The 24,795-nt window shown below is 53.7% G+C and carries 23 protein-coding genes; 17 read left to right on the top strand and 6 right to left on the bottom strand.

Going from position 1 to position 24,795, the window contains the following annotated elements; genetic code table 11:
- Nucleotides 1-19: 19 nt before the first annotated feature.
- A complete protein-coding gene (gene ilvD / locus SQ11_RS04820) occupies nucleotides 20-1,693 on the bottom strand; it encodes a dihydroxy-acid dehydratase (RefSeq protein ID WP_041513023.1) in 1,674 nt (557 codons plus the stop codon).
- A 252-nt stretch (nucleotides 1,694-1,945) separates the two neighbouring features.
- Here ilvD and lgt point away from each other — a divergent pair, with 252 nt between their 5' ends.
- The 7 genes from lgt (at nucleotide 1,946) to SQ11_RS04785 (ending at nucleotide 5,848) form a co-directional block, all read left to right on the top strand.
- Nucleotides 1,946-2,815: a prolipoprotein diacylglyceryl transferase gene (gene lgt / locus SQ11_RS04815; RefSeq protein ID WP_084226732.1), complete on the top strand. Its 870-nt coding sequence runs from the start codon at nucleotides 1,946-1,948 to the stop codon at nucleotides 2,813-2,815.
- A 9-nt stretch (nucleotides 2,816-2,824) separates the two neighbouring features.
- The gene (locus tag SQ11_RS04810; RefSeq protein ID WP_041513022.1) at nucleotides 2,825-3,421 is read left to right on the top strand and encodes a class I SAM-dependent methyltransferase; all 597 of its coding nucleotides are present in this window, start codon (nucleotides 2,825-2,827) and stop codon (nucleotides 3,419-3,421) included.
- Between the two features lie 82 nt (nucleotides 3,422-3,503).
- Nucleotides 3,504-4,145 (top strand): SRPBCC family protein, encoded by a 642-nt coding sequence (locus tag SQ11_RS04805; protein ID WP_041513021.1) that lies wholly within the window; start codon nucleotides 3,504-3,506, stop codon nucleotides 4,143-4,145.
- 68 nt (nucleotides 4,146-4,213) lie between these two features.
- On the top strand, nucleotides 4,214-4,525 hold the full coding sequence (locus SQ11_RS04800; RefSeq protein ID WP_041513020.1) for a putative quinol monooxygenase: 312 nt from the start codon (nucleotides 4,214-4,216) through the stop codon (nucleotides 4,523-4,525).
- Nucleotides 4,526-4,533: 8 nt separating this feature from the next.
- A complete protein-coding gene (locus SQ11_RS04795; RefSeq protein ID WP_084226731.1) occupies nucleotides 4,534-4,866 on the top strand; it encodes a YnfA family protein in 333 nt (110 codons plus the stop codon).
- A gap of 202 nt (nucleotides 4,867-5,068) precedes the next feature.
- Nucleotides 5,069-5,410, top strand: a complete 342-nt coding sequence (locus tag SQ11_RS04790; RefSeq protein WP_041513019.1) for a DUF4156 domain-containing protein — start codon at nucleotides 5,069-5,071, stop codon at nucleotides 5,408-5,410.
- A 69-nt stretch (nucleotides 5,411-5,479) separates the two neighbouring features.
- Nucleotides 5,480-5,848, top strand: a complete 369-nt coding sequence (locus SQ11_RS04785) for a DUF393 domain-containing protein (RefSeq protein ID WP_041513018.1) — start codon at nucleotides 5,480-5,482, stop codon at nucleotides 5,846-5,848.
- A gap of 99 nt (nucleotides 5,849-5,947) precedes the next feature.
- On the opposite strand, the gene recQ is transcribed toward SQ11_RS04785, so the two are convergent.
- The 3 genes from recQ to SQ11_RS04770 all read right to left on the bottom strand — a co-directional run bounded on the left by recQ (nucleotide 5,948) and on the right by SQ11_RS04770 (nucleotide 10,188).
- Nucleotides 5,948-7,753 carry a DNA helicase RecQ gene (recQ, locus tag SQ11_RS04780; protein WP_041513017.1) on the bottom strand — a complete coding sequence of 602 codons (1,806 nt, stop codon included), beginning with the start codon at nucleotides 7,751-7,753 and terminating at the stop codon, nucleotides 5,948-5,950.
- 63 nt (nucleotides 7,754-7,816) lie between these two features.
- Complete coding sequence (pyrC, locus tag SQ11_RS04775; protein WP_198140799.1) at nucleotides 7,817-8,872, bottom strand: dihydroorotase; 1,056 nt, start codon at nucleotides 8,870-8,872, stop codon at nucleotides 7,817-7,819.
- 137 nt (nucleotides 8,873-9,009) lie between these two features.
- Entirely contained in the window at nucleotides 9,010-10,188 is a 1,179-nt protein-coding gene (locus SQ11_RS04770) for an NAD(P)/FAD-dependent oxidoreductase (protein WP_041513015.1), read from the bottom strand.
- A gap of 340 nt (nucleotides 10,189-10,528) precedes the next feature.
- Between SQ11_RS04770 and SQ11_RS04765 the strand changes: the two genes are divergently transcribed.
- The 9 genes from SQ11_RS04765 (at nucleotide 10,529) to rng (ending at nucleotide 20,397) form a co-directional block, all read left to right on the top strand.
- On the top strand, nucleotides 10,529-11,182 hold the full coding sequence (locus tag SQ11_RS04765; protein ID WP_041513014.1) for a hypothetical protein: 654 nt from the start codon (nucleotides 10,529-10,531) through the stop codon (nucleotides 11,180-11,182).
- Between the two features lie 188 nt (nucleotides 11,183-11,370).
- Nucleotides 11,371-12,237, top strand: coding sequence for a bifunctional methylenetetrahydrofolate dehydrogenase/methenyltetrahydrofolate cyclohydrolase FolD (folD, locus tag SQ11_RS04760; protein ID WP_041513013.1), 867 nt, complete (start codon nucleotides 11,371-11,373; stop codon nucleotides 12,235-12,237).
- 45 nt (nucleotides 12,238-12,282) lie between these two features.
- Nucleotides 12,283-14,952 carry a pyruvate dehydrogenase (acetyl-transferring), homodimeric type gene (gene aceE / locus SQ11_RS04755; protein ID WP_041513012.1) on the top strand — a complete coding sequence of 890 codons (2,670 nt, stop codon included), beginning with the start codon at nucleotides 12,283-12,285 and terminating at the stop codon, nucleotides 14,950-14,952.
- Nucleotides 14,953-15,073: 121 nt separating this feature from the next.
- Entirely contained in the window at nucleotides 15,074-16,459 is a 1,386-nt protein-coding gene (gene aceF / locus SQ11_RS04750; protein WP_041513048.1) for a dihydrolipoyllysine-residue acetyltransferase, read from the top strand.
- Between the two features lie 33 nt (nucleotides 16,460-16,492).
- Entirely contained in the window at nucleotides 16,493-17,164 is a 672-nt protein-coding gene (gene nadD, locus SQ11_RS04745; RefSeq protein ID WP_041513011.1) for a nicotinate-nucleotide adenylyltransferase, read from the top strand.
- On the top strand, nucleotides 17,161-17,649 hold the full coding sequence (gene rsfS / locus SQ11_RS04740) for a ribosome silencing factor (RefSeq protein ID WP_041513010.1): 489 nt from the start codon (nucleotides 17,161-17,163) through the stop codon (nucleotides 17,647-17,649). Before nadD ends, rsfS begins: the two co-directional genes overlap by 4 nt.
- 6 nt (nucleotides 17,650-17,655) lie before the next feature.
- A complete protein-coding gene (rlmH, locus tag SQ11_RS04735) occupies nucleotides 17,656-18,123 on the top strand; it encodes a 23S rRNA (pseudouridine(1915)-N(3))-methyltransferase RlmH (protein WP_041513009.1) in 468 nt (155 codons plus the stop codon).
- A 52-nt stretch (nucleotides 18,124-18,175) separates the two neighbouring features.
- Nucleotides 18,176-18,805, top strand: coding sequence for a nucleoside triphosphate pyrophosphatase (locus tag SQ11_RS04730; protein ID WP_041513008.1), 630 nt, complete (start codon nucleotides 18,176-18,178; stop codon nucleotides 18,803-18,805).
- A 140-nt stretch (nucleotides 18,806-18,945) separates the two neighbouring features.
- Nucleotides 18,946-20,397 carry a ribonuclease G gene (rng, locus tag SQ11_RS04725; protein WP_041513007.1) on the top strand — a complete coding sequence of 484 codons (1,452 nt, stop codon included), beginning with the start codon at nucleotides 18,946-18,948 and terminating at the stop codon, nucleotides 20,395-20,397.
- Between the two features lie 88 nt (nucleotides 20,398-20,485).
- Here rng and SQ11_RS04720 read toward each other — a convergent pair whose 3' ends face one another.
- Both SQ11_RS04720 and SQ11_RS04715 read right to left on the bottom strand, forming a co-directional pair.
- Nucleotides 20,486-21,688, bottom strand: coding sequence for an ammonium transporter (locus SQ11_RS04720; protein WP_041513006.1), 1,203 nt, complete (start codon nucleotides 21,686-21,688; stop codon nucleotides 20,486-20,488).
- 272 nt (nucleotides 21,689-21,960) lie between these two features.
- Complete coding sequence (locus tag SQ11_RS04715) at nucleotides 21,961-22,698, bottom strand: PEP-CTERM/exosortase system-associated acyltransferase (RefSeq protein WP_041513005.1); 738 nt, start codon at nucleotides 22,696-22,698, stop codon at nucleotides 21,961-21,963.
- A 400-nt stretch (nucleotides 22,699-23,098) separates the two neighbouring features.
- Between SQ11_RS04715 and SQ11_RS04710 the strand changes: the two genes are divergently transcribed.
- On the top strand, nucleotides 23,099-24,517 hold the full coding sequence (locus SQ11_RS04710) for a cytochrome P450 (RefSeq protein WP_041513004.1): 1,419 nt from the start codon (nucleotides 23,099-23,101) through the stop codon (nucleotides 24,515-24,517).
- Nucleotides 24,518-24,795 lie beyond the last annotated feature (278 nt).

Here is a 24,795-nt window from a genome sequence, read left to right as displayed (position 1 = left end):
AATGCGGAGGCAAGGCAGACTAATCCGTTACCGCTCCCCGGCTGGCCGTGGAAACCGATTTTGCATATTTTGCCAGCACGCCCCGCATATAGCGGGGTTGCGGCTGCTTCCATTCGGCACGGCGCCGCGCAAGCTCTTCATCTGAAACATTAAGTTGCAGCAGACGCTGTTCAGCATCTATGGTGATGGAATCCCCTTCATGCACCAGCGCGATAGTTCCTCCCACAAACGCTTCGGGTGCGACGTGGCCCACCACCATTCCGTAAGTGCCGCCCGAGAAGCGTCCGTCGGTGATAAGTCCCACCGAATCCCCAAGGCCTTCGCCAATGAGGGCGGAAGTGGGCGAAAGCATTTCACGCATGCCAGGCCCTCCCCTGGGTCCCTCATAGCGTATGACAACCACGTCGCCAGGCTGGATTTGACGCGCAAGTATCGCCGCCATGCAGGTTTCTTCCGACTCGAATACGCGTGCCGGGCCGGTGATTTTAGGCGTTTTCACGCCCGTAATCTTGGCGACGCAACCCTCGCTTGAGAGATTGCCTTTGAGTATGGCGAGGTGACCCTGCGCATACATGGGATTTTCCCATTGCCGGATTACATCCTGATCCTCGCGCGGCGTGGTGGGAATGTCCTGCAACACCTCCGCCACAGTCTGGCCGCTAATGGTGACGCAATCGCCATGCAACAGACCATGTTCAAGCAGCATCTTCATTACCTGGGGAATGCCTCCTGCCTTGTGCAGATCGGTAGCCACGTAGCGGCCTGAAGGCTTCAAATCACACAGCACCGGTACTTTGCCGCGCATCCGCTCAAAATCATCGATAGTGAGATCCACCTCCGCCGCGTGGGCGATGGCGAGGAAATGCAATACCGCATTGGTCGAACCGCCGACCGCCATGATCACGGCGATCGCATTCTCGATGGATTTTCGGGTGATGATGTCACGCGGACGGATCTGCGCTCTGATCGCATCAACCAGTACCTCCGCGGAGCGGGCGGCGCTCACACGCTTCTCGTCATCTTCCGCCGCCATGGTGGAAGAGTAAGGCAGGCTCATCCCTATCGCTTCAAATGCCGACGACATGGTATTGGCGGTAAACATGCCACCGCAGGAGCCGGCTCCCGGACAGGAATGGCGTTCCACTTCAAGTAATTCCTTCTCGTCGATCTTGTGCGCCGTATACTGACCGACCGCTTCGAAGGCGCTGACAATGGTCAGATCCCTTCCCTTGTAGCGGCCTGGTTTGATGGTGCCGCCGTAGACAAAAATGGCCGGGACATTCATTCGCGCCATCGCGATCATCGCACCCGGCATGTTCTTGTCACAGCCACCGATCGCAATGACACCGTCCATACTTTCCCCTTGCACTGCTGTTTCAATCGAGTCTGCAATGACCTCACGAGACACCAGCGAATACTTCATGCCTTCCGTACCCATGGAGATACCGTCGGATATGGTGATGGTGCCAAACATCTGTGGCATTGCACCTGCTTCCTTCAATGCGCCCTCGGCACTTATGGCCAGCTCATTCAATCCTTTATTGCAGGGCGTGATAGTGGAAAAACCATTGGCCACGCCGACGATGGGTTTGTCAAAATCCTGGTCACTGAAACCCACCGCCCGCAGCATGGCACGATTGGGGGAACGCTGCGCGCCTTGGGTAATGGCCTGGCTGCGTGTGTTGTCTGGCATGAAAACTCCTAGAGAAAGTTGAAAAACCGGGAAATCTTTAAAGCATGGGGTACACAGCGGCGCTTCGAGCCTGAAGCGCGATATCAGAAAAGAAAGACGAGATCAGTGCAAGTTGTCTTTGTTCGATTCTTCTCACCCTGCATCCATCTCCGCAATGAACGGCGTGAGGGAATCTCTCTGGGCGCGCGTGGAACTTATTCAGGGATTCCTTAACGTATAATCAATTATTTTACCGCAAAAAAGCCGAACCCTATGCTCATTCACCCGCAGTTCGACCCTGTCGCCATCTACCTTGGGCCCCTTGCCGTCCGGTGGTACGGGCTCATGTATCTCCTGGGATTCGCGCAATTCATACTGCTGGGGCGTTATCGCATCAAGCGCCACCCTGAGGGGGCATTCACCACCAGCATGCTTGACGATATGCTGTTTTTCGGTGTCCTGGGAGTCATACTGGGCGGCCGCCTGGGGTATGTACTATTTTATCAGCCCGCCCACTTCCTGGCGCATCCGCTGGAAATCTTCGCAGTGTGGCAGGGTGGAATGTCGTTTCACGGCGGTTTTCTTGGCGTGATTACCGCGATGGCGCTGCTGGCCCGAAAATATAAACTGCCGTGGCTGGCTGTCACCGATTTTATCGCGCCGCTGGTACCATTGGGGTTGGGGGCGGGCCGTCTCGGTAACTTCATCAATGCGGAATTATGGGGGCGTCCCACCGATGTGGCCTGGGGCATGATTTTCCCCCACGTGGATGATCTCCCCCGCCATCCTTCCCAGCTCTATGAGTTTGCGCTGGAGGGGCTGGCATTCTTTGCATTGATGTGGATTTATTCCGCCAAGCCGCGGCCGGTGGCCGCGGTCTCTGGCATGTTCCTGATCGGCTATGGCGTGTTCCGTTCGTTTGCGGAGTTTTATCGTGAACCGGATAACGGCTTTCTGGGTGTGCTGACGCTGGGTATCAGCATGGGGCAATGGTTGTCGCTGCCGATGATTGCGGCAGGTGCCGGTATGCTGGTTTGGGCTTACCGAGCGCAGCGAAGCATGCCGCCCGGTCTGGAGCCGGCGGATAAGCCAGGCAAGCCAAATAAGCCGGAACGAAAGAAGGGTGGACGAAACCTGAAGTAAAGTTCTCTCATGTCCCTGCGCCATTCTTATACGGTGATCGCTCCGCTTTACGACGCGCTGCTCGCGACGGCGGGCACGGGAGTCCGCGCGGCAAGCCTCGGCCAGATGCCGCAACAAGGCGATCTCAACGTCCTCATCAGTGGCATCGGTTCCGGACTGGATCTGCCTTATCTTCCTCCGTGCCACCATTATGTCGGCCTGGATCTTACCGCCGCCATGTTACGCAGGGCAAAATCCCGTACCGGAAGCCTGCGCCTGAATCTGATTCAGGGCAACAGTATGTTACTGCCATTTGCCGACGGAACCTTCGATCATGTGGTGCTACATCTGATTCTCGCGATCGTTCCCGATGCAACTGCCTGTTTGCGGGAAACCGCACGTGTATTAAAACCGGGCGGTAGCGTGCTGATACTCGACAAGTTTCTTAAGCCGGGTGAAAGCGCGTGGGGCAGGCGGATATTGAATCTTCTGTCGCAGCATATTGTTACCCGGCTGGATGTGGTATTTGAAGAGGTGTTGGCGGATGTTCCGGAATTGAAAGTGGAAGAGGATGTGCCGGTGCTGGCGGGAGGATGGTTTCGTCGTATTCGCCTGGTTAAACTCTGATCCGCAATGCGGAATAGAGGTAGAATTCTTAAATTCTTAATCCGGCGTCAGAATCACCAATCAGATATTTATCGGAAGTTCCATGCGCTTCCTCGCTGTTTCCGTTATCGTTATTGTCTTTGCTGCGTCATCCGTCCAGGCACTCGACATGAAAAGCCCTGGGGCAGATTGGACTGAAGCCTATCGCACGGGCGAGCTTGTCATCTTTACGAAGGATGTGGAGACGGGCCGTCGAATTGTGGCAACTGCGGAAGTGAGTGCTCCGCCGCAGGTTGTTTTCAACGTCGTCACCGACTTTGATCACTATCCGGATTTCATGCCTTACGTGAAGGAATCAAGGGTGCTCAGCCGCATGGGTGATAGCGAGGTTGTCACTTACGCACGCATTGCACCGCCGTTCGTGAGCGAGCGTGACTACCCCCTCAAGGTCAGGATGACGCGCGGCATTCCGATGAATGGTGGTGTGTTCAAAGTCGAATGGACTGCGAATCCCGAGGCCCAGCCAGAAATCGAGGGCGTCGTGCGCGTCAAACTGAACGAAGGTTCGTGGTTGATCGAACCGCTCCAAGGTGGCAGGCGCACGCGGCTCACCTACACGTTGCTCACGAATCCCGGGGGACTGATTCCGGTGTTTGTCGTGAATATGTCAAATACCATTGCAATCCCAGAACTCTTTAAGGCTGTGGCGCTACGCTCAGCCGAAAAAGCGGCTGCGGAGAAATAAATTGTGTCAGTTGGCGCTATGCGTTTTCCGCACTTCAGAAGGTCTGCAGTTCCCGTTTATGGTGATTCATGGCAAATAAAACAGTGCGAGTCGTGGCAAGGATAACCGCAAGGCCTGACAAGATCGAAGAAGTGAAATCCCTCCTGCTGGGTCTGGTTGGAGACACACGCAAGGAAAGTGGCTGTATCAGCTATCAGCTTCTCCAAAATAACGCTGACTCCGGCGATTTTACCTTCGTGGAGGAATGGGAAAGCGATTCCGCTATCGATACTCATTTTATAACACCTCATATGCAAGGTGCTTTTTTAAAGGCTGTGCCATTGCTCGCAAAAGAGCCCGATATACGCAGGTATCGCGTTATAAGCAACGCGGAAAACTGACAGGAAATGTGTTTGCGTTGAAAACCTTCTTTCTTTTCATGGCTACCGCGGTCGCCGAGATCGTCGGTTGCTATTTGCCTTATCTCTGGCTCAAGCAGGGCCAGAGCGCGTGGCTTCTCATACCCGCCGCCGCAAGTCTCGCATTGTTTGCATGGCTGCTCACTCTCCATCCCACAGCCGCGGGCCGCACCTACGCCGCGTATGGGGGCGTCTATATCTTCGTGGCGATGCTCTGGCTTTGGTCTGTCGAGGGCGTGAGGCCCACGGCTTGGGACGTGGCAGGTTCTCTGGTGGCCCTTGCAGGGATGGCTATTATCATGTTTGCTCCAAGACATGCGTAAACGGAAAAGCAAAGGTACTCAACCCATTTGCCATGCCATGGATATCACTGTCGTTCCAGCGCACCATCCATTTCTGTTCTTCAGGTATGCCTGTCCCATGACAACTGGTTGGCATTGGTTGACTTCGGCGCTCGAAATCGTAGAATCTCCATTTTTTAAACGAAGCATTACGGAATACAAGGTTTTCATAGGAGAAAAATAGATGGTTGCGAAAATGACTGCTGCGTTGTCGGTGCTTCTTCTCGTGGGCTGTTCAGCGATTTCAGTGACGCCGGAAGGAAAATCCGTTGAACTTGTGACTGTGAAACCCTCCGGTAACTGCAAGCCGCTTGGCGACGTCGTTGGCTCCCAGGGTAATTGGATTACAGGCGACTACACGTCCAATAAGAATCTGCTCATCGGAGCCAGAAACGACTTGCGCAACCAGGCGGCCGAAATGGGAGGAAACTTCGTCTGGGTACAAGATTCAAATAATACCAACGCATGGGGTAGTACAGGCACCACAAACACCACAGTCCTGGGGGTTGTCTATCGCTGTGAGTAATATCGGCCTAGGGCGTGCCGTTTAAACTATTCATGATTCCATCTGAATTGAATATGCGAGAACCGCAACATGTCCAGCAAGGTTTACTACAACAGCGCATGCCCGGTTTGCAATGCGGGAATCAAGGATCAGCGCCAACGCATGGAGGCGTGCGGCATCAAGGACATCGAGTGGGTCGATGTGCATGCACATCCAGAGGCCGTGTCGGAGGTAGGCGCCTCCTTGGAGCAGGTGCGGGAGCGGTTGTATGTCAAAGACGCCGATGGCGAGCTCAATATCGGGGCGGACGCGTTTACGCGACTATGGTCAGAAACGCCCAGCCAGCGCTGGCTTGCAAGCCTGTTGCGATTACCCGTACTCAAGCAGCTTACCCATCTGGCGTATAACGTCTTTGCTCGGTTGCTTTACCAGTGGAATCGCGCCAAGAGACACTGGTAATATTCAATCTGAGCAGGTGCTTCGCGAAGCGCCTGCCGTCAACGTGGCAGGATTCGTAGACGTAAATAACAAGACGGTGTGGGCCCCTGCCCATTTCGATCATATGCGAAGAATCTCGAGCAGATCGTCGCCATAACTTTCCAGCTTGCGCGCACCCATACCGGGTACCTGACTCAGTTCGTTTTCTGTCTGTGGACGAAGATGCACCAGTTCCGCCAGCGTTGCATCGTAAAATACGACATAAGCGGGAACGCCGTGCTTCTTTGCCATATCGATGCGCCATGCGCGCAAGCGCGCCCACAATGCGCGAGCCGCCGGATCGAGCGTAGCAAATTTGTCCTCACGCACGACCTTGGTTTTGGCTATATTCTTTTTGCGCTCCGGCTGCAGGCGTAGAGATACCGTTTGACTCCCGTTCAGTACCGCGCGGCTGACGGCGGTGAGACGCAGCGAACCATGGCCCTCGTTGTCCGCTGCGAGCAAGCCGAGTGCCGCCAATTGGCGAAATACCGCGCGCCATGCCTTATCATCCAATTCCTTGCCGATACCGAAGGTACTGACCTTGTCGTGACCCCACTGCCTCATGCGCTCGGTATCGTTGCCGCGCAGCACGTCAATCAGATGTCCGGCGCCAAAGCGTTGACCTGTGCGGAAGGCACAAGACAACGCCTTTTGTGCCGCCACCGTGCCGTCCCATACTTGTGGCGGATTGAGACAGACATCGCAGTTACCGCAAGCCATACCAGCCGCGGCTTCGCCAAAATATTCAAGCAGGCGCACGCGGCGGCAAGTAGTGGCCTCGCACAGCGCCAGCAGCGCATCGAGTTTGGTTGAAGCTATCCGTTTAAACTGCGCATCCGCCTCGGAACTTTCGATCATGCGCCGCTGCTGTACTACGTCACCCAAACCATAAGCCATCCATGCGTTGGCTGCATGGCCATCGCGGCCAGCTCGGCCGGTTTCCTGGTAATAGCCCTCCACACTTTTGGGCAGGTCGAGATGCGCGACGAAGCGCACGTCCGGCTTGTCTATGCCCATACCGAACGCAATAGTGGCGACCATTACGATGCCATCTTCGCGGAGGAATCTTTCCTGGTTGCGGGTGCGATCTTCCGTGCTCATGCCGGCGTGATAGGCAAGCGCGCGTATGCCTTTTTCAGCCAACCATGCCGTCGTTTCTTCGACTTTCTTACGCGACAGACAATAAACAATGCCGGCGTCGCCGTCATGTTCAGCATGGATAAAAGCAAGCAACTGCGCCTTGCCGTTCACCTTGTCCACAATCTGGTAACGAATATTGGGACGATCGAAACTGGAAATGAAAATCCGCGCGCCTTCGAGGCCAAGGCGCTCGATGATTTCCCTGCGTGTCACGCTATCCGCTGTCGCCGTGAGGGCGATACGCGGCACGTTGGGAAATCGCTCATGCAGAACCGAAAGCTGAATGTATTCCGGACGGAAGTCGTGTCCCCATTGCGACACACAATGCGCCTCATCGATGGCGAACAGCGAGAGCGGCGTGCGCGCCAGAAGACCGAGAAAGCGCGGTGTCAACAATCTCTCGGGTGCCACATACACCAGATCATAGGTCCCGGCCAGCATGCCGCGTTCGACTGCTGCGGTTTCCGCCTGTGACAAGGAAGAGTTGAGAAATGCCGCACGCACCCCGGCTTCATGCAATGCCGCGACCTGATTCTGCATGAGTGCGATCAGCGGAGAGACCACCACCGCAACACCGTCGCGTAATAACGCCGGAATCTGGTAACACAATGATTTGCCACCACCCGTCGGCATCAGCACCAGGCAGTCCCTGCCTCCGGCAATATGCGCGATCACTTCGGCCTGCCGCCCGCGAAAAGCAGGGTAGCCAAAGATATCCTTGAGAACTGCGAGGGCGCGCATCATACTCAAAGAACTTGAGAAATCGTCATGCGATCCAAACGAAGATATGGGAAACCTGCACTTTCCTTATTCGAGTCCAGAGGACTCGTCAATCAATTTCCAGGCCAGGTTTTCTCCCGCCCGTAGCGGAACCACCACATCATCCGCGAATTCCAGGTGTGACGGCACGCTCCAGTTTTCTTTTTTCAGTGTAATGCTTTGCTTGTTGCGCGGCAGTTGGTAGAAATCTGCGCCATGAAAGCTGGCAAAGGCTTCGAGTTTATCCAGCGCGCCTGCCTGCTCAAAGACTTCCGCATAAAGTTCAATGGCAGCATGAGCGGTGTAGATACCGGCGCAGCCGCAAGCTGTTTCCTTGGTGGATCGAGAGTGCGGCGCGCTGTCGGTGCCGAGAAAAAATTTAGGATTACCACTGGTGGCGGCTTCAATCAATGCGCGGCGATGCGCTTCGCGCTTCAGTACAGGAAGGCAAAAGTGGTGCGGCCGGATGCCCCCCTGGAACAGGGCATTGCGATTGAGCAGCATGTGATGGGCGGTGATGGTGGCGGCAACATTGCTTGAGGCGTTCCTGACGAATTCCACCGCCTCCCGCGTGGTGATGTGCTCGAATACGATCGGTAACCGTGGGAAGCGTTGCGTAACGGGGGTCAGCACTCGTTCCAGAAAAACTCTTTCCTTGTCGAACACATCCACTTCGGGATCGGTCACTTCACCATGCACCAGCAGTGGCATGCCTGTTTGTTCCATTGTTTCAAGTGTGGCGTAGCACCTGCGAATATCGGTAACGCCCGCCGCGGAATTTGTGGTGGCGCCGGCAGGATAATACTTTACGGCCTGGATCGCCCCGCTTTCCCGGGCTTCGATGATTTCCGCCGGCGCGGTGTTGTCGGTCAGATATAGCGTCATCAACGGCTCGAAGCGCATGCCCCGAGGCAGAGCAGCGAGAATACGCGCCCGGTACGCTAACGCCATGTCCGTTGTCACTACCGGTGGTTTGAGGTTAGGCATGACGATGGCACGGCCGAAGCATCGCGCGCTGTCCGGCAGCACCGCTCGCATCTGCTCACCGTCACGCAGGTGAAGATGCCAATCATCCGGACGAGTAAAGGTCAACGTTGTCAAGATAGGGCGCAATTATTTATATGGGTTGAAATCCTATTTTGCAGCGGGTGACCCATGTGGTTGCGCGCCCGCAACAAACGGGATAACAAGTCTGGCATGTGGTCCGATTCTTACGTGGGATAGGAAAACTGAAACAATGATTAGTCCGATATTCTTCCCTCCAGCGTCGCGCGGGAGTGAGTGGCTTTTTCCGCTATCAATTGAGTGGCGGCTTCAACCTGCCCCCACGTGTTCCAGAGCAGGATTCCGCGCACCTGTTCATCGCGTAAATAATAAATCACGCCTTTGCGGAAGGGCTCCTTCCAGTCTTCGATAATATCAAGACTGGCATCCAGCTCACCCACTGCTTCGTAACCCAGGTCAAACAAGTCGGAATAAAAGAAAGGCTGGTGACGATAGGTGTCCGACTGTCCGGCCATGTTTCGGCCCGCCATCTCTCCCATTACATTAGCATTATCCTCGTGTTCCACGCGTACGCGTTTATCCAAGATGGCGCTATGGAAATTCGCCACATCGCCCGCTGCATAGATGTCGGGATTGCTCGTGCGGAGCTGCTCGTCCACGATGATGCCATTGTCCACCGCGAGTCCGGCCTGAATGGCAAGGTCGGTGTTGGGCAGGATGCCCAGCCCGGCCACAACGCCATCCGCGGAAATTTCGGCGCCGTTTCCTGTCGTCACGATAGTCTTGTCACCCGCAATCCGCACAGATTTGATAGTTTCCGATGCCAGTACGGTGACTCCCTTTTCGCGGTAATAGGAATTTATGAACTCAACCAGGGGCCGCGGATAAACGCGCGCGCCGATACCGCTCTCCGGAAAAATCATCGTGACCCGTTTGTTGTTCATGGCAAGCGCCGCGCCGATTTCGGAACCGATGAAGCCCCCTCCGATCACTACAAAATCCGAACCCCGTTCACTCAACTCGCGCAACTTGCGATAATCGTCGGCGGTTCTGAAATAGATAATGTTTTCGCCGGAATCGGGAAAGCGCCGTACTGAACCCCCTGTCGCAAGTAAAAGCTTTTCATAGGTATAAACGTTACCGGCATCATCGGTCGCGGTTTTTTTCGATGGATCGAGGGCCACAATTTTTTTGCTCAGATGTACTGCGACATTGAGGCCATGGGCATTACGCCAAATGGATTCATACGGCGTGTCCTTCCACAGTGACTTGGAAAGGGGTGGGCGGTCATAAGGCAGATGACGCTCCTCGCAAATCATGGCAATGGCGCCTTCTTGGTCGATTTTGCGGATACCGTGAACAGCGGAATCGGCAGTCATGCCGCCGCCGACGATAAGGTATTTATGATGTTTCATGTGGGTTCCCTTTATGGACGCGCGCCGAGCGCATATTTAAAATTGACCAAATTATAATATTGCGAAGTTTTTCCTGTATCTGATCCATGAAAAAATTAAAGCATTTGTCGCGGGACATTTTTGGAGCGGACCGGCAAACAGTGCGGAGAAGAACCGTGAATTCATGCTGTTGCGAATATATGAGTATCTTCTGTGGCGAAGGAGCCGGGGCAGTCAGGCACTATCGTTGGACCAGAGAACTCAGTCTTTCTCAACGAGCCCTATAACAGTATAGCCAGTATATAATGGGTTCCTCCACAAATTCAAAGTTAGGGCTGGGCATAACCCCTCAATTACAACAATGAGTGACACGAAAACTGACGCGGAAACGGCCGGGATTGATAGTTGCGTACAATATGCGCGAGAGATGCTGGCTCCCCAGCTTGAAAAAATCAAGGACAAGGGATATGACTTTGCACCTCAGTTCAGGCAAATGACAATTCAGCTGTACCTGGCGGGTGTCATGTGGCGCCGGGCTGAGAGTCTCAGCTTATCAACCCATGCCCGCGATTATGCGTTTACCGCACTTCAATCGATGTTTATCAGCGATGGCATGAGTAAAAAGCAGGCTCAACAGCGGATTGCATTTCTGAACAATATGTCTCGAGTGGAAGACGGCAGCGATACACACGCCATCACGGCCGGTTATGAAGCGGTACCGGATGACGATAGCCTGGCCAAGATCTTTGATGAGTATCGGGATGAAGTGCGGGTTTCCGGGGCGTTCTGGCGCTTTTACGAGCGCGGTAAAAAGATCATGTTTATCGGTGGTGCGTCGGCAGCGTTTGTAACCATCTGGGCGGTTACCATTTTCCTTCCAAAAACCGAGGGCATTGATGTGCTGGCGGCGGGACTCCTGGCAGCTATCCTGGTTGTGCTTCCGACGTTCTTGATCGGGTTGTTGATTTACCGCATGAAGATCAAAAAAGCAAACACGCCTACACCTCCGGCATAAGCGTGGGGTGCGCCCTCCATCCGGAATTGCTTTTATTTTTTCGAGGCGGGCACTCGGCTCAGGCCGTTGCCCGCAAGCGTCTTCATGGACGCATTCTTACGATAAGTCTGCACGGAAGGTGAAAGCCACACCCGGACAAAGTATAATTGCCTGTCCACATCCCGCGATATTGTCGATTCGACCACATAATGAGTGCCACGATCATGGATGGCAATGCGTTAGCCAGAGAAGTGCGGGCCGAATGGAAAGTTCGCGCCGAGCGCTTGACGCAAAATGGCGTGCAGCCGGGGTTGGCTGTAGTCATTGTGGGTGACAATCCGGCTTCGAGCATATATGTGCGAAACAAGGCCAAGGCCTGCGGCGAGACCGGAATTTATTCGGAAATACATGCGTTCCCGGAAGGGGCGAGCCAGGATGAGGTAATACAGCGCATTCAGGAACTGAATGGGAACCCCCAAATTCACGGTATCCTGGTGCAACTGCCGCTACCCCGGCATTTTGAGAGCAGCAGGATCATTGCATCCATCGCGGTGGAAAAAGACGCGGACGGCTTCCATCTTTACAATGTCGGCGCACTGGTTACCGGTAATACGGTTTTTCCGCCCTGTACTCCCTACGGCGTCATGAAAATGCTGGAAAAATGCGGCGTTCCGGTTGAAGGCAGGCATGCGGTAGTGGTAGGCCGCAGCAACATCGTAGGTAAACCGATGGCACTCATGCTATTGCAACATGGTGCAACCGTCACCATCTGCACATCGAAGACGCTTGATCTGGCTGAACACACGAAGCGGGCAGATATTCTGGTGGTAGCCGTCGGAAAACCTCGCATGATCACCGCCGACATGGTGAAGCCCGGCGCGACGGTAATAGATGTTGGCATCAATCGCATGCCGGACGGTAAGCTTGCAGGTGATGTGGATTTCGAGACAGTCAAGGAGAAAGCGGGTTACATCACACCCGTGCCGGGCGGGGTAGGGCCAATGACCATCACCATGTTGTTGTGTAATACCATAGAGGCTGCGGAACGCGCGCAAATCACTCAGGCAAAGGTTTAGCCGCAGCGTAAGATCGGTAAAACCTCAATATATGCGAGACGAAACATGGAACCCATCCCAGACATAGATCCAACTGAAACGAAGGAATGGCTCGACGCCCTGGAATCCGTACTCACACACGAGGGGACGGAGCGGGCACATTATCTGCTGGAGAGACTGGTGGAAAAGGCCCGCCGTTCCGGCGCATATCTTCCTTATAGCGCCACCACCGCCTATATCAACACGATTCCCACCGGCAAGGAGGACCGCTCACCCGGTAATCATGCGCTGGAGCACCGTATCCGTTCCTACGTGCGGTGGAACTCCATGGCAATGGTGTTGCGCGCTAATAAGAATTCCAACGTTGGCGGCCATATTGCCAGCTTTGCATCCGCCGCGACACTCTATGACGTCGGTTACAATCACTTTTGGCATGCCCGTTCCACGGATCATGGTGGTGACCTGATATTCGCGCAGGGACATTCCTCGCCTGGTCTTTATGCCTATGCTTTTCTGCTGGAAGAGTTGTCGGAGGAACAGCTTGATAATTTCCGCCAGGAGGTTGACGGGAAGGGGATATCCTCTTATCCGCATCCTTGGCTGATGCCCGATTTCTGGCAGTTTCCGACGGTATCAATGGGACTGGGGCCATTGATGGCAATCTATCAGGCGCGTTTCATGAAATATCTGGATAGCCGTGGTCTGGTTCAGACCAAGGGGCGCAAGGTCTGGACTTTTCTGGGCGACGGTGAAATGGACGAACCGGAATCCCTCGGCGCGATTTCGCTCGCTTCGCGGGAGAATCTGGACAATCTGATTTTTGTCGTCAACTGCAATCTTCAACGCCTTGATGGCCCGGTGCGCGGCAATGGCAAGATTATCCAGGAGCTGGAGGCCGCTTTTCGCGGTGCCGGCTGGAACGTCATCAAGGTAATCTGGGGCTCCTACTGGGATTCTTTGTTAGCCAAGGATACCAAGGGCCTGCTGCAGCAACGCATGATGGAATGCGTGGATGGCGAATACCAGACTTTCAAGTCCAGAGATGGCGGTTACGTGCGTGAACACTTCTTCGGTAAATATCCGGAGCTACTGGAAATGGTCGCCAATATGTCGGACGACGATATCTGGCGCTTGAACCGTGGGGGTCATGATCCACATAAGGTCTATGCCGCTTATGCCGCCGCGGTCAGGCATACCGGCCAGCCGACCGTGATACTTGCCAAAACCATCAAAGGTTATGGCATGGGTGAAGCAGGCGAAGCGCAGAACATCACCCATCAGCAGAAAAAAATGGGCACGACGTCCCTGAAAGCATTTCGTGACCGTTTCGGTCTGCCAATTGCAGATGACAAGATAGACGATGTACCGTACCTGAAGTTTGACAAAGACTCCCCCGAGTTCGTCTATATGCGGCAGCGGCGGCAGGCGCTAGGCGGATTCATCCATCGCCGCCAGCGCAAGGCCGAGGCGCTGCCGGTACCACCCCTATCCGCATTCGAGACATTGCTCAAAGCAAGTGGCGAGGGGAGGGAATCCTCTACGACCATGGCGTTTGTGCGTATCCTTAACATTCTCGTGAAGGACAAAAGCATAGGCAAGCATGTGGTGCCGATCGTAGCGGATGAGTCACGCACTTTCGGCATGGAAGGCATGTTCCGGCAATTGGGCATCTGGTCGTCGACGGGACAGCTCTACACGCCGCAAGATGCCGACCAGCTGATGTATTACAAGGAAGACAAGAGCGGTCAGATTCTGCAGGAAGGCATCAATGAAGCGGGCGCCATGTCGTCATGGATGGCCGTCGCAAGCGCCTACAGCACTCACGGTGTGCAGATGATCCCGTTCTATATCTTTTATTCCATGTTTGGCTTTCAGCGCGTCGGCGACTTGGCCTGGGCGGCGGGAGATATGCGTTGCCGCGGATTTTTGCTGGGAGGCACGGCCGGACGCACGACGCTGAATGGAGAGGGATTGCAGCATGAAGACGGCCATAGCCATCTGTCCGCCTCGACCATTCCCAATTGTGTATCTTACGATCCCACGTTTGCGTATGAGCTCGCGGTTATTATCCAGGACGGGTTGCGCCGCATGTATGACGCGCAGGAGGACGTTTATTACTACATTACCGTAATGAACGAAAATTACCCGCATCCGGAAATGCCTGCGAATGCTGAACAGGGTATATTGAAAGGCATGTACCTGTTCCGGACGGGGAATCGAGCAGAGGGAGAGTATTCCGGGTTGCGGGTGCAATTGCTCGGTTCCGGCACCATTTTGCGCGAAGTTATTGCGGCAGCAGGAATACTGGAGAAAGAATATGGCATTGCCGCCGATATTTGGAGTGTCACCAGCTTTAACGAATTGAGGCGTGAAGCGTTGGACATAACGCGCTGGAATATGCTGCATCCCGGCGAACCTGCAAAATTATCCTACGTGGGGTCATGTTTCAAGGATCGTGAGGGACCCGTGGTGGCGGCCACCGACTACATGAAAATATTTGCCGACCAGATACGCGAGTTTGTGCCGGGGCGCTATAAAGTGTTGGGTACAGACGGGTTTGGTCGTTCCGATACACGTGAGAAACTGCGCCGGTTCTTCGAGGTGGATCGCTATTATGTCACCGTAGCTGCGCTTCAGGCATTAGCCGAGGAAGGCAAAATTCCTGCGGAAAAGGTGGCGCAAGCGATAAGCAAGTTCGGCATTGATCCGGACAAGCCAAATCCGGTGACGGTATGAGCGAACGGATGCGTGAAAGCACGCACATAGAGGTGCGTACCTCGGCCGTGATTTATTATTGGTGCGCGCCGCCAGTCCTTATTTCCAAATCGGGATTAATGTAAACACGAAGGAAAGAAGCGTGGCAGAGACTAAACAGGTATTGATTCCGGACATCGGCGACTTTAAAGACGTTCCCGTGATAGAAGTGCTGGTGAAAGCGGGTGACCCGATTAAGGTGGAAGACCCGCTGATCGTGCTGGAATCGGATAAAGCGACAATAGAAGTGCCTTCCCCTTTTGCGGGGGTAGCCGGGGAAGTATTTGTAAAAGTGGGTGATAAGGTCTCTGAGGGGACATCCATTTTAGCGATGCAAGTCGCTGAAACGGACAATTCGGTGAAGACCTCTCAGGCCGCGCCATCATCAGGCTTGGCTTCGCAGCAGGCTCCCGAGCCGCAGTCTCCTTCCGCCCCTGTCCGGCGCGACGATTCTTTGGCAAATTCAAAGGTGGAGTCCCCCCGGCCGGTCTCGGCACCGGTCTCTGCGCAACCTACCCGTCAATCTGTCCCTAATCTACCTTCACCGATAGACGAGGCGGCTTTCGCAAAAGCCCATGCGAGCCCCTCGATGCGGCGATTTGCACGCGAATTGGGCGTGAATCTGGGGTTGGTAAGCGGCAGCGGCCCGAAGCAGCGCATACTCAGGGAAGATGTCCAGGCCTACGTCAAGGCGGAATTATCAAAATCACGCGGTGGCAACGGCACAGAACTCAATCTGCTGCCTTGGCCGCAAGTGAATTTTGCAAAATTCGGCCCGGTGGAGCTGAAGCCCCTGTCGCGTATCAAAAAAATATCCGGAGCGAATCTGCACCGTAATTGGGTAATGATTCCGCATGTGACACAATTCGACGAAGCCGACATTACGGAACTGGAAGCTTTGCGCAAGGAGTCCAATGAAACGTCGGAAAAAGAAGGTGTGAAGGTCACGATACTCGCCTTCTTGATGCGTGCATCCATCGCGGCGTTGAAGAAGTTTCCTGAATTCAATGCTTCGCTTGATAGCGGTTCGCTTGATAGCGGCGGTGGGGAAATGAATCTTGTAATCAAGCACTATTACCACCTTGGTTTTGCGGCGGACACGCCAAATGGGCTGATGGTGCCGGTCATTCGCGATGTCGATCAGAAAGGCGTGATCGACATCGCCAGAGAAATGTCCAATCTCGCGATGCTGGCTCGCGAGGGTAAGCTGAAGCCTGCTGAAATGCAGGGTGCAAGTTTCACCATCTCCAGTCTAGGAGGCATTGGCGGCACCGCATTCACCCCCATCATCAACGCGCCGGAGGTGGCGATTCTCGGGGTATCCCGTGCCAGCATAAAACCTGTTTTCCGCGATGGCCAATTTGTTCCCCGCTTGATGCTGCCGTTATCGCTATCCTATGATCATCGCGTAATCGATGGTGCGACCGCCGCACGTTTCACCTCCCATCTGGTTGAGGTGTTGGCTGATATGCGCCGGGTATTGTTATGAGCGCACTTCCTCCGTTCGACCCCCGGGTTTAGGATGAAATCTGAATCTCCCCTTGTTGGTATTTTCGGAGGTACTTTCGATCCCATTCATTACGGTCACCTGCGTGTAGCTGAAGAAATTGCCGAGACGATCGGCCTGAGCGAACTGCGTTTTGTGCCCGCAGGTATTCCAAGTTTGCGCGATACTCCTGCTGTATCGCTTCGACACCGTGCGGCGATCGTGCGTATTGCGATCCGAGGCAATTCTAGATTCGTACTGGATGAGCGTGAAGTCCGCCGCCCTGGCGTGAGCTACAGCGTGGAGTCGTTACGCGAACTTAAGCAGGAAGTGGGGGGATGCGTCATCCTATGCTTCATCATAGGAGTGGACGCATTCATGAAACTCGCCGAATGGCATAGCTGGCGTGAACTGTTCGGGTTATGCCATTTCGTCATTGCCACTCGTCCGGGTTATGCGCTAGCATCCCGTCATTACAATCTCCCCCCAGAATTGAAAGAGGAGTGCGCGCAACGCTGGGTATCCAGCGCGGACAGCCTCAGGTATACCCCTAATGGGTTAATTTTTATTGCGCCGACCACTTTGCTCGATATTTCCGCAACTTCCATTCGTGCGCGTATAGCCGCAGGGAAAAGCATACGTTACCTGATGCCCGATGCGGTCCTCGATTATATCGCGGCGAATCACTTGTACTCAGGAGGAGGATGACACCCGCTAAACTGGTAAAAACGGTTGTTGCCGCGCTGGAAGAATTAAAAGCGCACGATATCGAAGTGCTGGACGTGACCAAGATAACCACTTTGTTCGACCGCATGATTATCGCGAGTGGGGATTCCACGCGTCACACCAAGGCTATCGCGAACAATGTCGCGGAGAAAGTCAAAGGCGGTGGCGGCATGGTTTATGGCGTGGAAGGCGAGCAAGCCGGGGAATGGGTACTGGTGGACCTGGGAGAGGTGCTGGTACATATCATGCAGACTACCGTACGTGCTCATTACAATCTGGAAGAACTGTGGGCAGAAGCGAAAAAGAAAAGAATAAACAAGGCAACTACTGGGGCGGGCGAGAACAAGGTCCTTCCTGAGCCTGTCGCTGTCAAGTCATCGACTGCAAAGCCCCGCAAAGCCGCAGCTAAATCGGCCTCGCCGATTAAAAAGAAATCCACCCGGTCCGGCCGCGCCAGCCAAGTCTGAGGTCGCATGAAATTTCTAGTTTGTGCGGTGGGTCACAAAATGCCGCGATGGATTGCGGCTGGTTTTGAAGAATACACCAGGCGCATGCCGCACGAGGCTACCGTTGAATTGCTGGAAATCAAGCCGGAAGAACGTAGTGGCAAGAAGGTGGAACAGCTGCTGGCCGCCGAGGCCGTCCGAATCCTGGCGGCACTACCGCCCAGGTGCCGAATGGTGGCGCTGGATGAGCATGGTAGGCAATTGACCACTGTCAAGCTGGCTGATTCCATTACGGAATGGATGAGAAACGGTAATGATATTGCCTTTATCGTGGGCGGAGCGGACGGGTTGGACGCCCGCATCAAGAATTCTGCGGATGACGTTTTGGCGTTATCCGCAATGACGTTGCCGCATGGTTTGGCGCGCGTATTGCTGGCGGAACAATTGTATCGCGCGGTCTCCTTTATCAAGGGGCATCCTTATCATCGAGTGTAGCAACGCTCAGATATTAAACGTTTAGTTTTGAATAGATATTTCACAGGAAAATATGGCTCTACCGGAGAATCGTATTTATCTGGCTTCCCGCAGCCCACGCCGGCGGGAACTGCTGAAACAGATTGGAGTAGATTTCGCAACGCTATTACTGCGAGAGGCAAAACCTCGCTTAGCGGATGTCGATGAAACTTCAAAGCCGGATGAAGCACCGGAAGTTTATACTTCCCGTATTGCGCGGACAAAAGCCGGGACGGGGTGGATGCAGCTTATGCAACGTAAGCTCCCACAATTCCCTGTGCTCGCTGCAGACACGATAGTGGTACTGAAGGAGCATGTTTTTGGCAAGCCGGAGAGTAATGCCCATGCCCAAGAAATGCTGCGCATTCTTTCTGGCCAGACACACCAGGTATTGACCACTGTCGCGGTGGCTGCGCAAAATGGAGTACATATACGTACTTCTGCTTCCACGGTGCGATTCCGCCATATCAGCGAGCGCGAAATCCAGCTCTACCTTGCCAGCGACGAAGCGCATGACAAAGCGGGCAGCTACGCGATTCAAGGAATAGCGGCAGTTTTTATAGCGGAAATCTCTGGCAGTTATAGTGGCGTAATGGGGCTGCCGCTGTTCGAGACAGCGCAACTGCTGGAAGAATCTGGAATAAAGATATTTCCCCGAGCCTGAAAAAGATCATAGAAAAATCTATTATCCTGAGTTTCGCCCTGTGGCGACCCAAGGATAAAGGTCGATAGCGAAAGAAGTCTCTTTATGCGACATGGCGCCGAGTGGAAAAAATGAGCGGTCAACGACCAGATTCGGGATTAATGACTAGCGAAATTCTTGTTAACGTTACGCCGCAGGAAACCCGTGTCGCCGTGATGGAGCAGGGTGCAGTGCAAGAGCTGCATATCGAGCGCACCAGCAGCCGCGGAATTGTCGGGAACATCTACAATGGGCGTGTTACCCGCGTGCTGCCGGGGATGCAGTCGGCTTTCGTGGATATTGGCCTGGAGCGTGCTGCCTTTCTCCACCTGGCCGATATTTGGAGGTTGCGCCAAAGCGAGGATGCCGATAAACCCATCGAAAGACTATTGTACGAGGGAAAAAATATACTCGTCCAGGTTATCAAGGACTCCATCAGCACCAAGGGGGCGCGACTATCCACTCAGGTGAGTATCGCCGGACGGATGCTGGTATATCTGCCGCAAGTATCTCATATCGGAATTTCCCAGCGTATCGAGGATGAAACCGAGCGCAAGTTGTTACGCGAAAAGTTAAAACATCTGCTGCCACCCGGTGAAAAGGGCGGCTTTATCATCCGCACCATGGCGGAAGCTGCCAGCGAGCAGGATTTGCAGACAGATATCGAATATTTGCATAGGCTGTGGCATGACATCGAGGAAAAATCCCTAACCGGCATGCCTGGGCTGCTCTATCAGGACTTGAATCTTAGCCACCGCGTGCTGCGTGATTTTGTGGATGACGGCACGGTGCGTATTCTGGTGGATTCGCGCGAAACCTTTCAGAAACTGATCGCTTTTGCGCAAGATTATATGGCCAATGTGACGGAACGAATTGACCATTATGCCGGAGAGCGTCCGTTGTTCGATTTGTACGGCGTAGAAGATGAAATTGAGAAATGCTTGGCACGACGGGTAAACCTTAAATCCGGTGGCTACCTGATCATCGATCAGACCGAAGCGCTTACCACCGTGGATGTCAATACCGGTGGGTTCGTCGGCGTGCGCAGCTTCGACGACACTATTTTCAAAACCAACCTGGAGGCGGCGCAAGTCATCGCACGCCAGCTGCGACTGCGAAATTTGGGTGGCATCATCATTATTGATTTTATCGACATGGAAAGCGCGGAGCATAAAAATGCCGTACTTACCGAATTCAAAAAATCCCTGATGAAAGACCGGACGCGCATGACTGTCAATGGTTTCACCGCACTCGGGTTGGTGGAAATGACGCGCAAACGCACTCGGGAAAGTCTTGCCCACATTCTGTGCGAGACGTGTCCGACCTGCCAGGGGCGCAGCGAAGTCAGAACGGCGCAGACGATGTGCTACGAAATCCTGCGTGAATTATTGCGCGAATCCCGCCAATTTGATGCCCGCGAGTTTCGCATTCTGGCCTCACAACAAGTCATCGACCTATTTCTCGACGAGGAGTCCCAAAGCCTGGCTCAACTTGGCGATTTTATCGCCAAGCCAATCAGCCTGCAGGTGGAAGCCACCTACACGCAGGAACAATATGATGTCATTCTGATGTAGCGATTGTCCCTGCGCTACCGAAAATTCAGCAGTCATCCGCTTCGCCCTGGCGGCGCTTGTTCAGGGTTGCCCGGGTTCGTGTCTTTATTTAATGCCCTCCTCCTCCCATAACCTTGATTTCGGGAGGAGCGACATGAGTGAATTCCTCGCTGTCTTCGTAGGCAAGATGCGTCGTCCCTGTGGCTTTGATCGCTGCACCGGCGATGAGCCCGCTAACGAAGGCGAACACTATGCTGAAGGTAATGCCGATGAGCTGAGATGCGGCGATACCCGGCACTACCATGATGGCAATCAATGCGCCCAATAATCCGGGCATTCCATGCAGATTATGGACGCCGCAGGTGTCAACAATTTTGAAGCGTCTTTCCAATGCTGGCTGAATAAATACGTACCCGATGACACTGACGGTACCCGCCAACAGACCGATTGCGAAAGCGCCTGAAGGAGATACGATATTACATGTCGATCCAATGGCTACTCCCCCGGCCAGTGCCGCATTCGCCATGTCGACCATCGATGTCTTGCCTTTGTGGAAATAGGTACTCAGGAAATAGGTGCTGAGGGTTGCTCCGCAAAGTGCCAGCACAGTATTGACGACCGTCTGCGGCATCTGCTCAAAAGGTACGATAGCAGTGGCGAAACTGGGCCAGAAAAGCCACAGTACCATTGAACCCACCATCGCGAAACGATCAGAAGTCTCGTCGGATTCAATCGGTTGACTACGTTGCCGGGGAGTGGTCAAAGCAAGCGATAATCCCAAGCCAAAATAGGCACCAAAGGCGTGAATAATGACCGACCCGGCAGTGTCCTGATAACCCTCCGTCAGGCCCATCCCGTTGTCCAGTACCAGGTATTCGTTCATCAGATAAGCGGGAACCAGGAAAAGCGCCAGTAAGGCATACTGGAAAACCCGTAAGCGACCCAGTACGGCCCCCATGGCAATCAAAGCGGTTGCTACTGCGAATTCAGCGAAAAGCAGAGCCTGGACAGTGTTTGGCGCGATTTCGTGTCCCAGGATTCCATTCGCGCGCAGGAGCATGTAAAGGGGGAGGCCCACTGCCACTACCAAATACGTTCCGGTCGTGGCGCCAAATCCGTATCTGCGCACGAACACCATGAGAAAACCGAAACCTACCAGCAACATCGCCAGGATATGAATGACGTAGTTATACTGAGCCACTTGCCGTGCCTCGCTGAGCTCGGAACCAACGCTCTCGCTCGCCCAGGCACTGAAACACAGAAGAAATAAACCAGCCGCACCGCATAGCGTCAAGCAGAAACTTTTTCTCATTTGACTCTCCCTGTTTTTATTGCAGTTTGTTGGGCCTACCCATGCATGAGTGTGAACCTCAATAGCCTTGAACACAATAGGGATATATGGAGTCTCATGGAGAAGAGTCACTTATTGCTGCAAAAGACATGCGATGAGCCGTGCCTGCTGCGGGAGCTTGCTGGAAAGCTGTAATGAAGCTTGATTGGGGGTGGGATTGATATGCGGGCCATGCAAGTCCCAATTTGCGACCTACTCTATAAGCTTTGCTTGAGCTCGTTCGCAAAGAATTGTTATGGCGTGCCGTCTTCTATATCTGTCGCGATGGTACGGTAAAGCGAACGAAACATGCGTCGCATATTAGTGATGATGCCGCTGATACTCATCATTGAGGGTATACGTTTACCGTGATGCTCAACCGGGCTTCCGATGGTTTGAATCTCGACACCCAGCTTACCAAAATGAGCCGCCTGGCGCTCCTCTGTCAGAACGAACAGCGTGTCAATTCCATTCAGGCGCGCCAACTCGATAGTGCCGATGTAAAGGCCGATCGGAATGTAGGGAAAGCGCGGGAGATCGGGTGTTCCGAAATCCTCATCCGAAATGCCGACGGTTTTAGTGGCCTCACCTTTCCGCCTGCGGTAGCGGGAGATGACTGCGAGCCGTGACACTTCGGCAACACTCTGACGCGGCAATTTCGCCGGATCGGTGATTGAAAGGTCCAGCGCATGGGTACAGGCTATCTCGAAAGGCAGAGGATGCTGTGGATTCTCCGGATTGGTGCGGACAATGCGGGTACAACCGATGGATTCATGTGTATTTACGTTGCGTATCAAAAGATGCAGCGAACGAGCATCATATTCATCGATTTCACGTCTATCCGGCCGCATCGGCTCAAATTTCAGATCTTCGCAATAAACCTGGTGCCGCACGCGATATACTTCATCTTTCAATGCCTCCGAGTAAGCCGGTACGATTTCAAAATATTGTTTGAAAGCATTGCCAAGATTAAAGATTTTAGGTAAAAACATGCCAGCGTACTCCTGAAATACCGTTATTCGGGCACTTCCAGCTTTTCCGAGTTCTTATTAATATTGCAATCCAGTTTGTGTTCTTTGGCGAAACCAGCTTGCCGATTGTCACACATTATTATGAGCATAGCCCGGCTTGAGCATATTTACAAACCCTACCGTTTGATAAGCGGGAGATCCAAGCGCGGCTAGGCATTTCGCTGAGCCCCAAAGACGGTTTTCCTTCTCGCCATTGGCCAGGCATTGAGGAAACCAATCCAAAATTGTGTTGGTGAGTGAGCTGCCCGCCGATTACGACCATAAAAATAAATAGTTAAGCTTTTTGCAGCCTGATGAAAGATGGGGGCCGGACTTCGCGGCGCATGTGGGCCGCATCCTTGTTTACTCTGGAGATATAGCAATGAAAACTCAATTCGAAACAGCCACGGATTTACAGAGCCTGCCGCTGCCTCCTGGAGTTCCCGTACTCGGAAACCTGCTGCAGCTTGAGGCAACGCGGCTTCATCTGATCCTTGAAGATTGGTCCCGGAAGTATGGTGATTTCTACCGCTTGAAGGTGGCGTCCCACACCGCTCTGGTGGTTTCAGACTGGCGGGCGGTTTCCGAGATTCTCCGGGCGCGACCGGAAACATTCCGCCGTTTCTCCTCAATTGAAACCGTCTTTGGAGATATGGGAATTTCAGGCGTGTTATCGGCGGAGGGGGAGCAATGGTATCGGCAGCGAAAACTGACAATGCGCGCGTTCGACCCCGCCCATCTGCGTAATTATTTTCCCAGCCTCGTTAAAATTACCGAACGGCTACGGCGGCGCTGGCTGCGAGCGGCGGAGCAGGGAGAATCCTTTGACATTCTGGCGGATCTCATGTGTTACTCCCTCGATGTTACCGCTGGTTTAGCATTTGGGAGCGAGATCAATACCATAGATGGGGAGGATGCCGCACTCCAAAGATCTCTGGATATGATCTTCCCGGCCATCAATCGTCGGCTCAATACGCCTTTTCCTTACTGGCGCTACTTCAAGTTACCGTCGGATCATGCGCTTGATAACAACCTTCGTACCTTGCGCGACAAAGTTGATGCTTTCATAGCACAAACAAGGGCTCGTATGAATGCCGACCCTTCGCTGTTCGATCAGCCGCGCAATCTGATTGAAGCATTTGTTGCCGTACGCGATCAGCCGGATTCAGAGTTCACGGATGAAGATGTTTATGGCAACGTCTTCACGACCCTGCTTGTTGGAGCGGATAGCACTGCGAATGTATTCGCGTGGATCAGTTACTTTCTTTGCGAGGATGATGATGTCCAGGCCGCGGTGCAGGCTGAGGCTGCCGCCGTGCTTGAGGATCAGACCGTGTTACAGGATTTTGGCCGTATCTCATCGCTCCGGTATATCGAGGCAGTAGCGCAGGAGGCGATGCGTTTGAAACCGTCGGGACCGGTTGTCTTTCTTGAGGCGAAATGCGACACAACGGTGGGTCGTGTGCGAGTGGCTAAAGGCACTCCGATCCTTGCTCTCATGCGACTTGGGGGGTTAGATTCACAAAACTTCCCGGAACCGCAACGATTCGATCCAAAGCGATGGGATGGGACAGGTAATCATGCCGAGATGGCGGCATCGGCCAAGCGCATCGTAATGCCGTTTGGGGCAGGACCCCGGTTATGCCCGGGCCGCTATCTGGCGTTGCTTCAGATTAAAATGCTGGCTTCGATGCTAGGTCGAAACTTTATTATGGAGCGGGCGGACCAGATATCAATCGAAGAAAGATTCAAATTCACGATGGAACCCGTGAACCTTAAGGTTAAATTGATAAAACGATAAACCGCGCACAGACCGAAACTCACTTCGCATCAATCCACGTTGACGCTGGATCTATCTTGAAATGAAGAAGGTTGCGATTTTAGTACACGCCGCCGGAAGAAGTCGCCATACCCGTGCAACACACTTTCTTTATGTACAAGCCCGGCTTCCATGTACATACGATGTACAAGAGGCAAAGTTGAGAACGAGAGGCCGGGATACATATGATGGTAATGGTGCAAGGTAAAATTCAGGTTGGGCAAGAGCGCACGCTCCCACCATGAAAGCTCAATCAGGTG

It is taken from the genome of Nitrosospira sp. NpAV, assembly GCF_000832065.1.
Classification (GTDB): domain Bacteria; phylum Pseudomonadota; class Gammaproteobacteria; order Burkholderiales; family Nitrosomonadaceae; genus Nitrosospira.
The sequence above is the reverse complement of the archived record's forward strand: the minus strand, read 5'-3'. Positions and strand labels throughout refer to the sequence as shown.

What these genes read in the sequence shown, in the direction of transcription:
- aceE (WP_041513012.1), top strand. Translation starts at nt 12,283, where the DNA reads ATGGAACCCATCCCAGACATAGATCCAACTGAAACGAAGGAATGGCTC.
- SQ11_RS04730 (WP_041513008.1), top strand. Translation starts at nt 18,176, where the DNA reads ATGGCTCTACCGGAGAATCGTATTTATCTGGCTTCCCGCAGCCCACGC.
- lgt (WP_084226732.1), top strand. Translation starts at nt 1,946, where the DNA reads ATGCTCATTCACCCGCAGTTCGACCCTGTCGCCATCTACCTTGGGCCC.
- ilvD (WP_041513023.1), bottom strand. Translation starts at nt 1,693, where the DNA reads ATGCCAGACAACACACGCAGCCAGGCCATTACCCAAGGCGCGCAGCGT.
- SQ11_RS04810 (WP_041513022.1), top strand. Translation starts at nt 2,825, where the DNA reads ATGTCCCTGCGCCATTCTTATACGGTGATCGCTCCGCTTTACGACGCG.
- SQ11_RS04770 (WP_041513015.1), bottom strand. Translation starts at nt 10,188, where the DNA reads ATGAAACATCATAAATACCTTATCGTCGGCGGCGGCATGACTGCCGAT.
- SQ11_RS04785 (WP_041513018.1), top strand. Translation starts at nt 5,480, where the DNA reads ATGTCCAGCAAGGTTTACTACAACAGCGCATGCCCGGTTTGCAATGCG.
- recQ (WP_041513017.1), bottom strand. Translation starts at nt 7,753, where the DNA reads ATGATGCGCGCCCTCGCAGTTCTCAAGGATATCTTTGGCTACCCTGCT.
- rsfS (WP_041513010.1), top strand. Translation starts at nt 17,161, where the DNA reads ATGACACCCGCTAAACTGGTAAAAACGGTTGTTGCCGCGCTGGAAGAA.
- SQ11_RS04720 (WP_041513006.1), bottom strand. Translation starts at nt 21,688, where the DNA reads ATGAGAAAAAGTTTCTGCTTGACGCTATGCGGTGCGGCTGGTTTATTT.
- folD (WP_041513013.1), top strand. Translation starts at nt 11,371, where the DNA reads ATGAGTGCCACGATCATGGATGGCAATGCGTTAGCCAGAGAAGTGCGG.
- SQ11_RS04715 (WP_041513005.1), bottom strand. Translation starts at nt 22,698, where the DNA reads ATGTTTTTACCTAAAATCTTTAATCTTGGCAATGCTTTCAAACAATAT.
- SQ11_RS04765 (WP_041513014.1), top strand. Translation starts at nt 10,529, where the DNA reads ATGAGTGACACGAAAACTGACGCGGAAACGGCCGGGATTGATAGTTGC.
- SQ11_RS04790 (WP_041513019.1), top strand. Translation starts at nt 5,069, where the DNA reads ATGGTTGCGAAAATGACTGCTGCGTTGTCGGTGCTTCTTCTCGTGGGC.
- SQ11_RS04710 (WP_041513004.1), top strand. Translation starts at nt 23,099, where the DNA reads ATGAAAACTCAATTCGAAACAGCCACGGATTTACAGAGCCTGCCGCTG.
- SQ11_RS04805 (WP_041513021.1), top strand. Translation starts at nt 3,504, where the DNA reads ATGCGCTTCCTCGCTGTTTCCGTTATCGTTATTGTCTTTGCTGCGTCA.
- rlmH (WP_041513009.1), top strand. Translation starts at nt 17,656, where the DNA reads ATGAAATTTCTAGTTTGTGCGGTGGGTCACAAAATGCCGCGATGGATT.
- nadD (WP_041513011.1), top strand. Translation starts at nt 16,493, where the DNA reads ATGAAATCTGAATCTCCCCTTGTTGGTATTTTCGGAGGTACTTTCGAT.
- SQ11_RS04800 (WP_041513020.1), top strand. Translation starts at nt 4,214, where the DNA reads ATGGCAAATAAAACAGTGCGAGTCGTGGCAAGGATAACCGCAAGGCCT.
- rng (WP_041513007.1), top strand. Translation starts at nt 18,946, where the DNA reads ATGACTAGCGAAATTCTTGTTAACGTTACGCCGCAGGAAACCCGTGTC.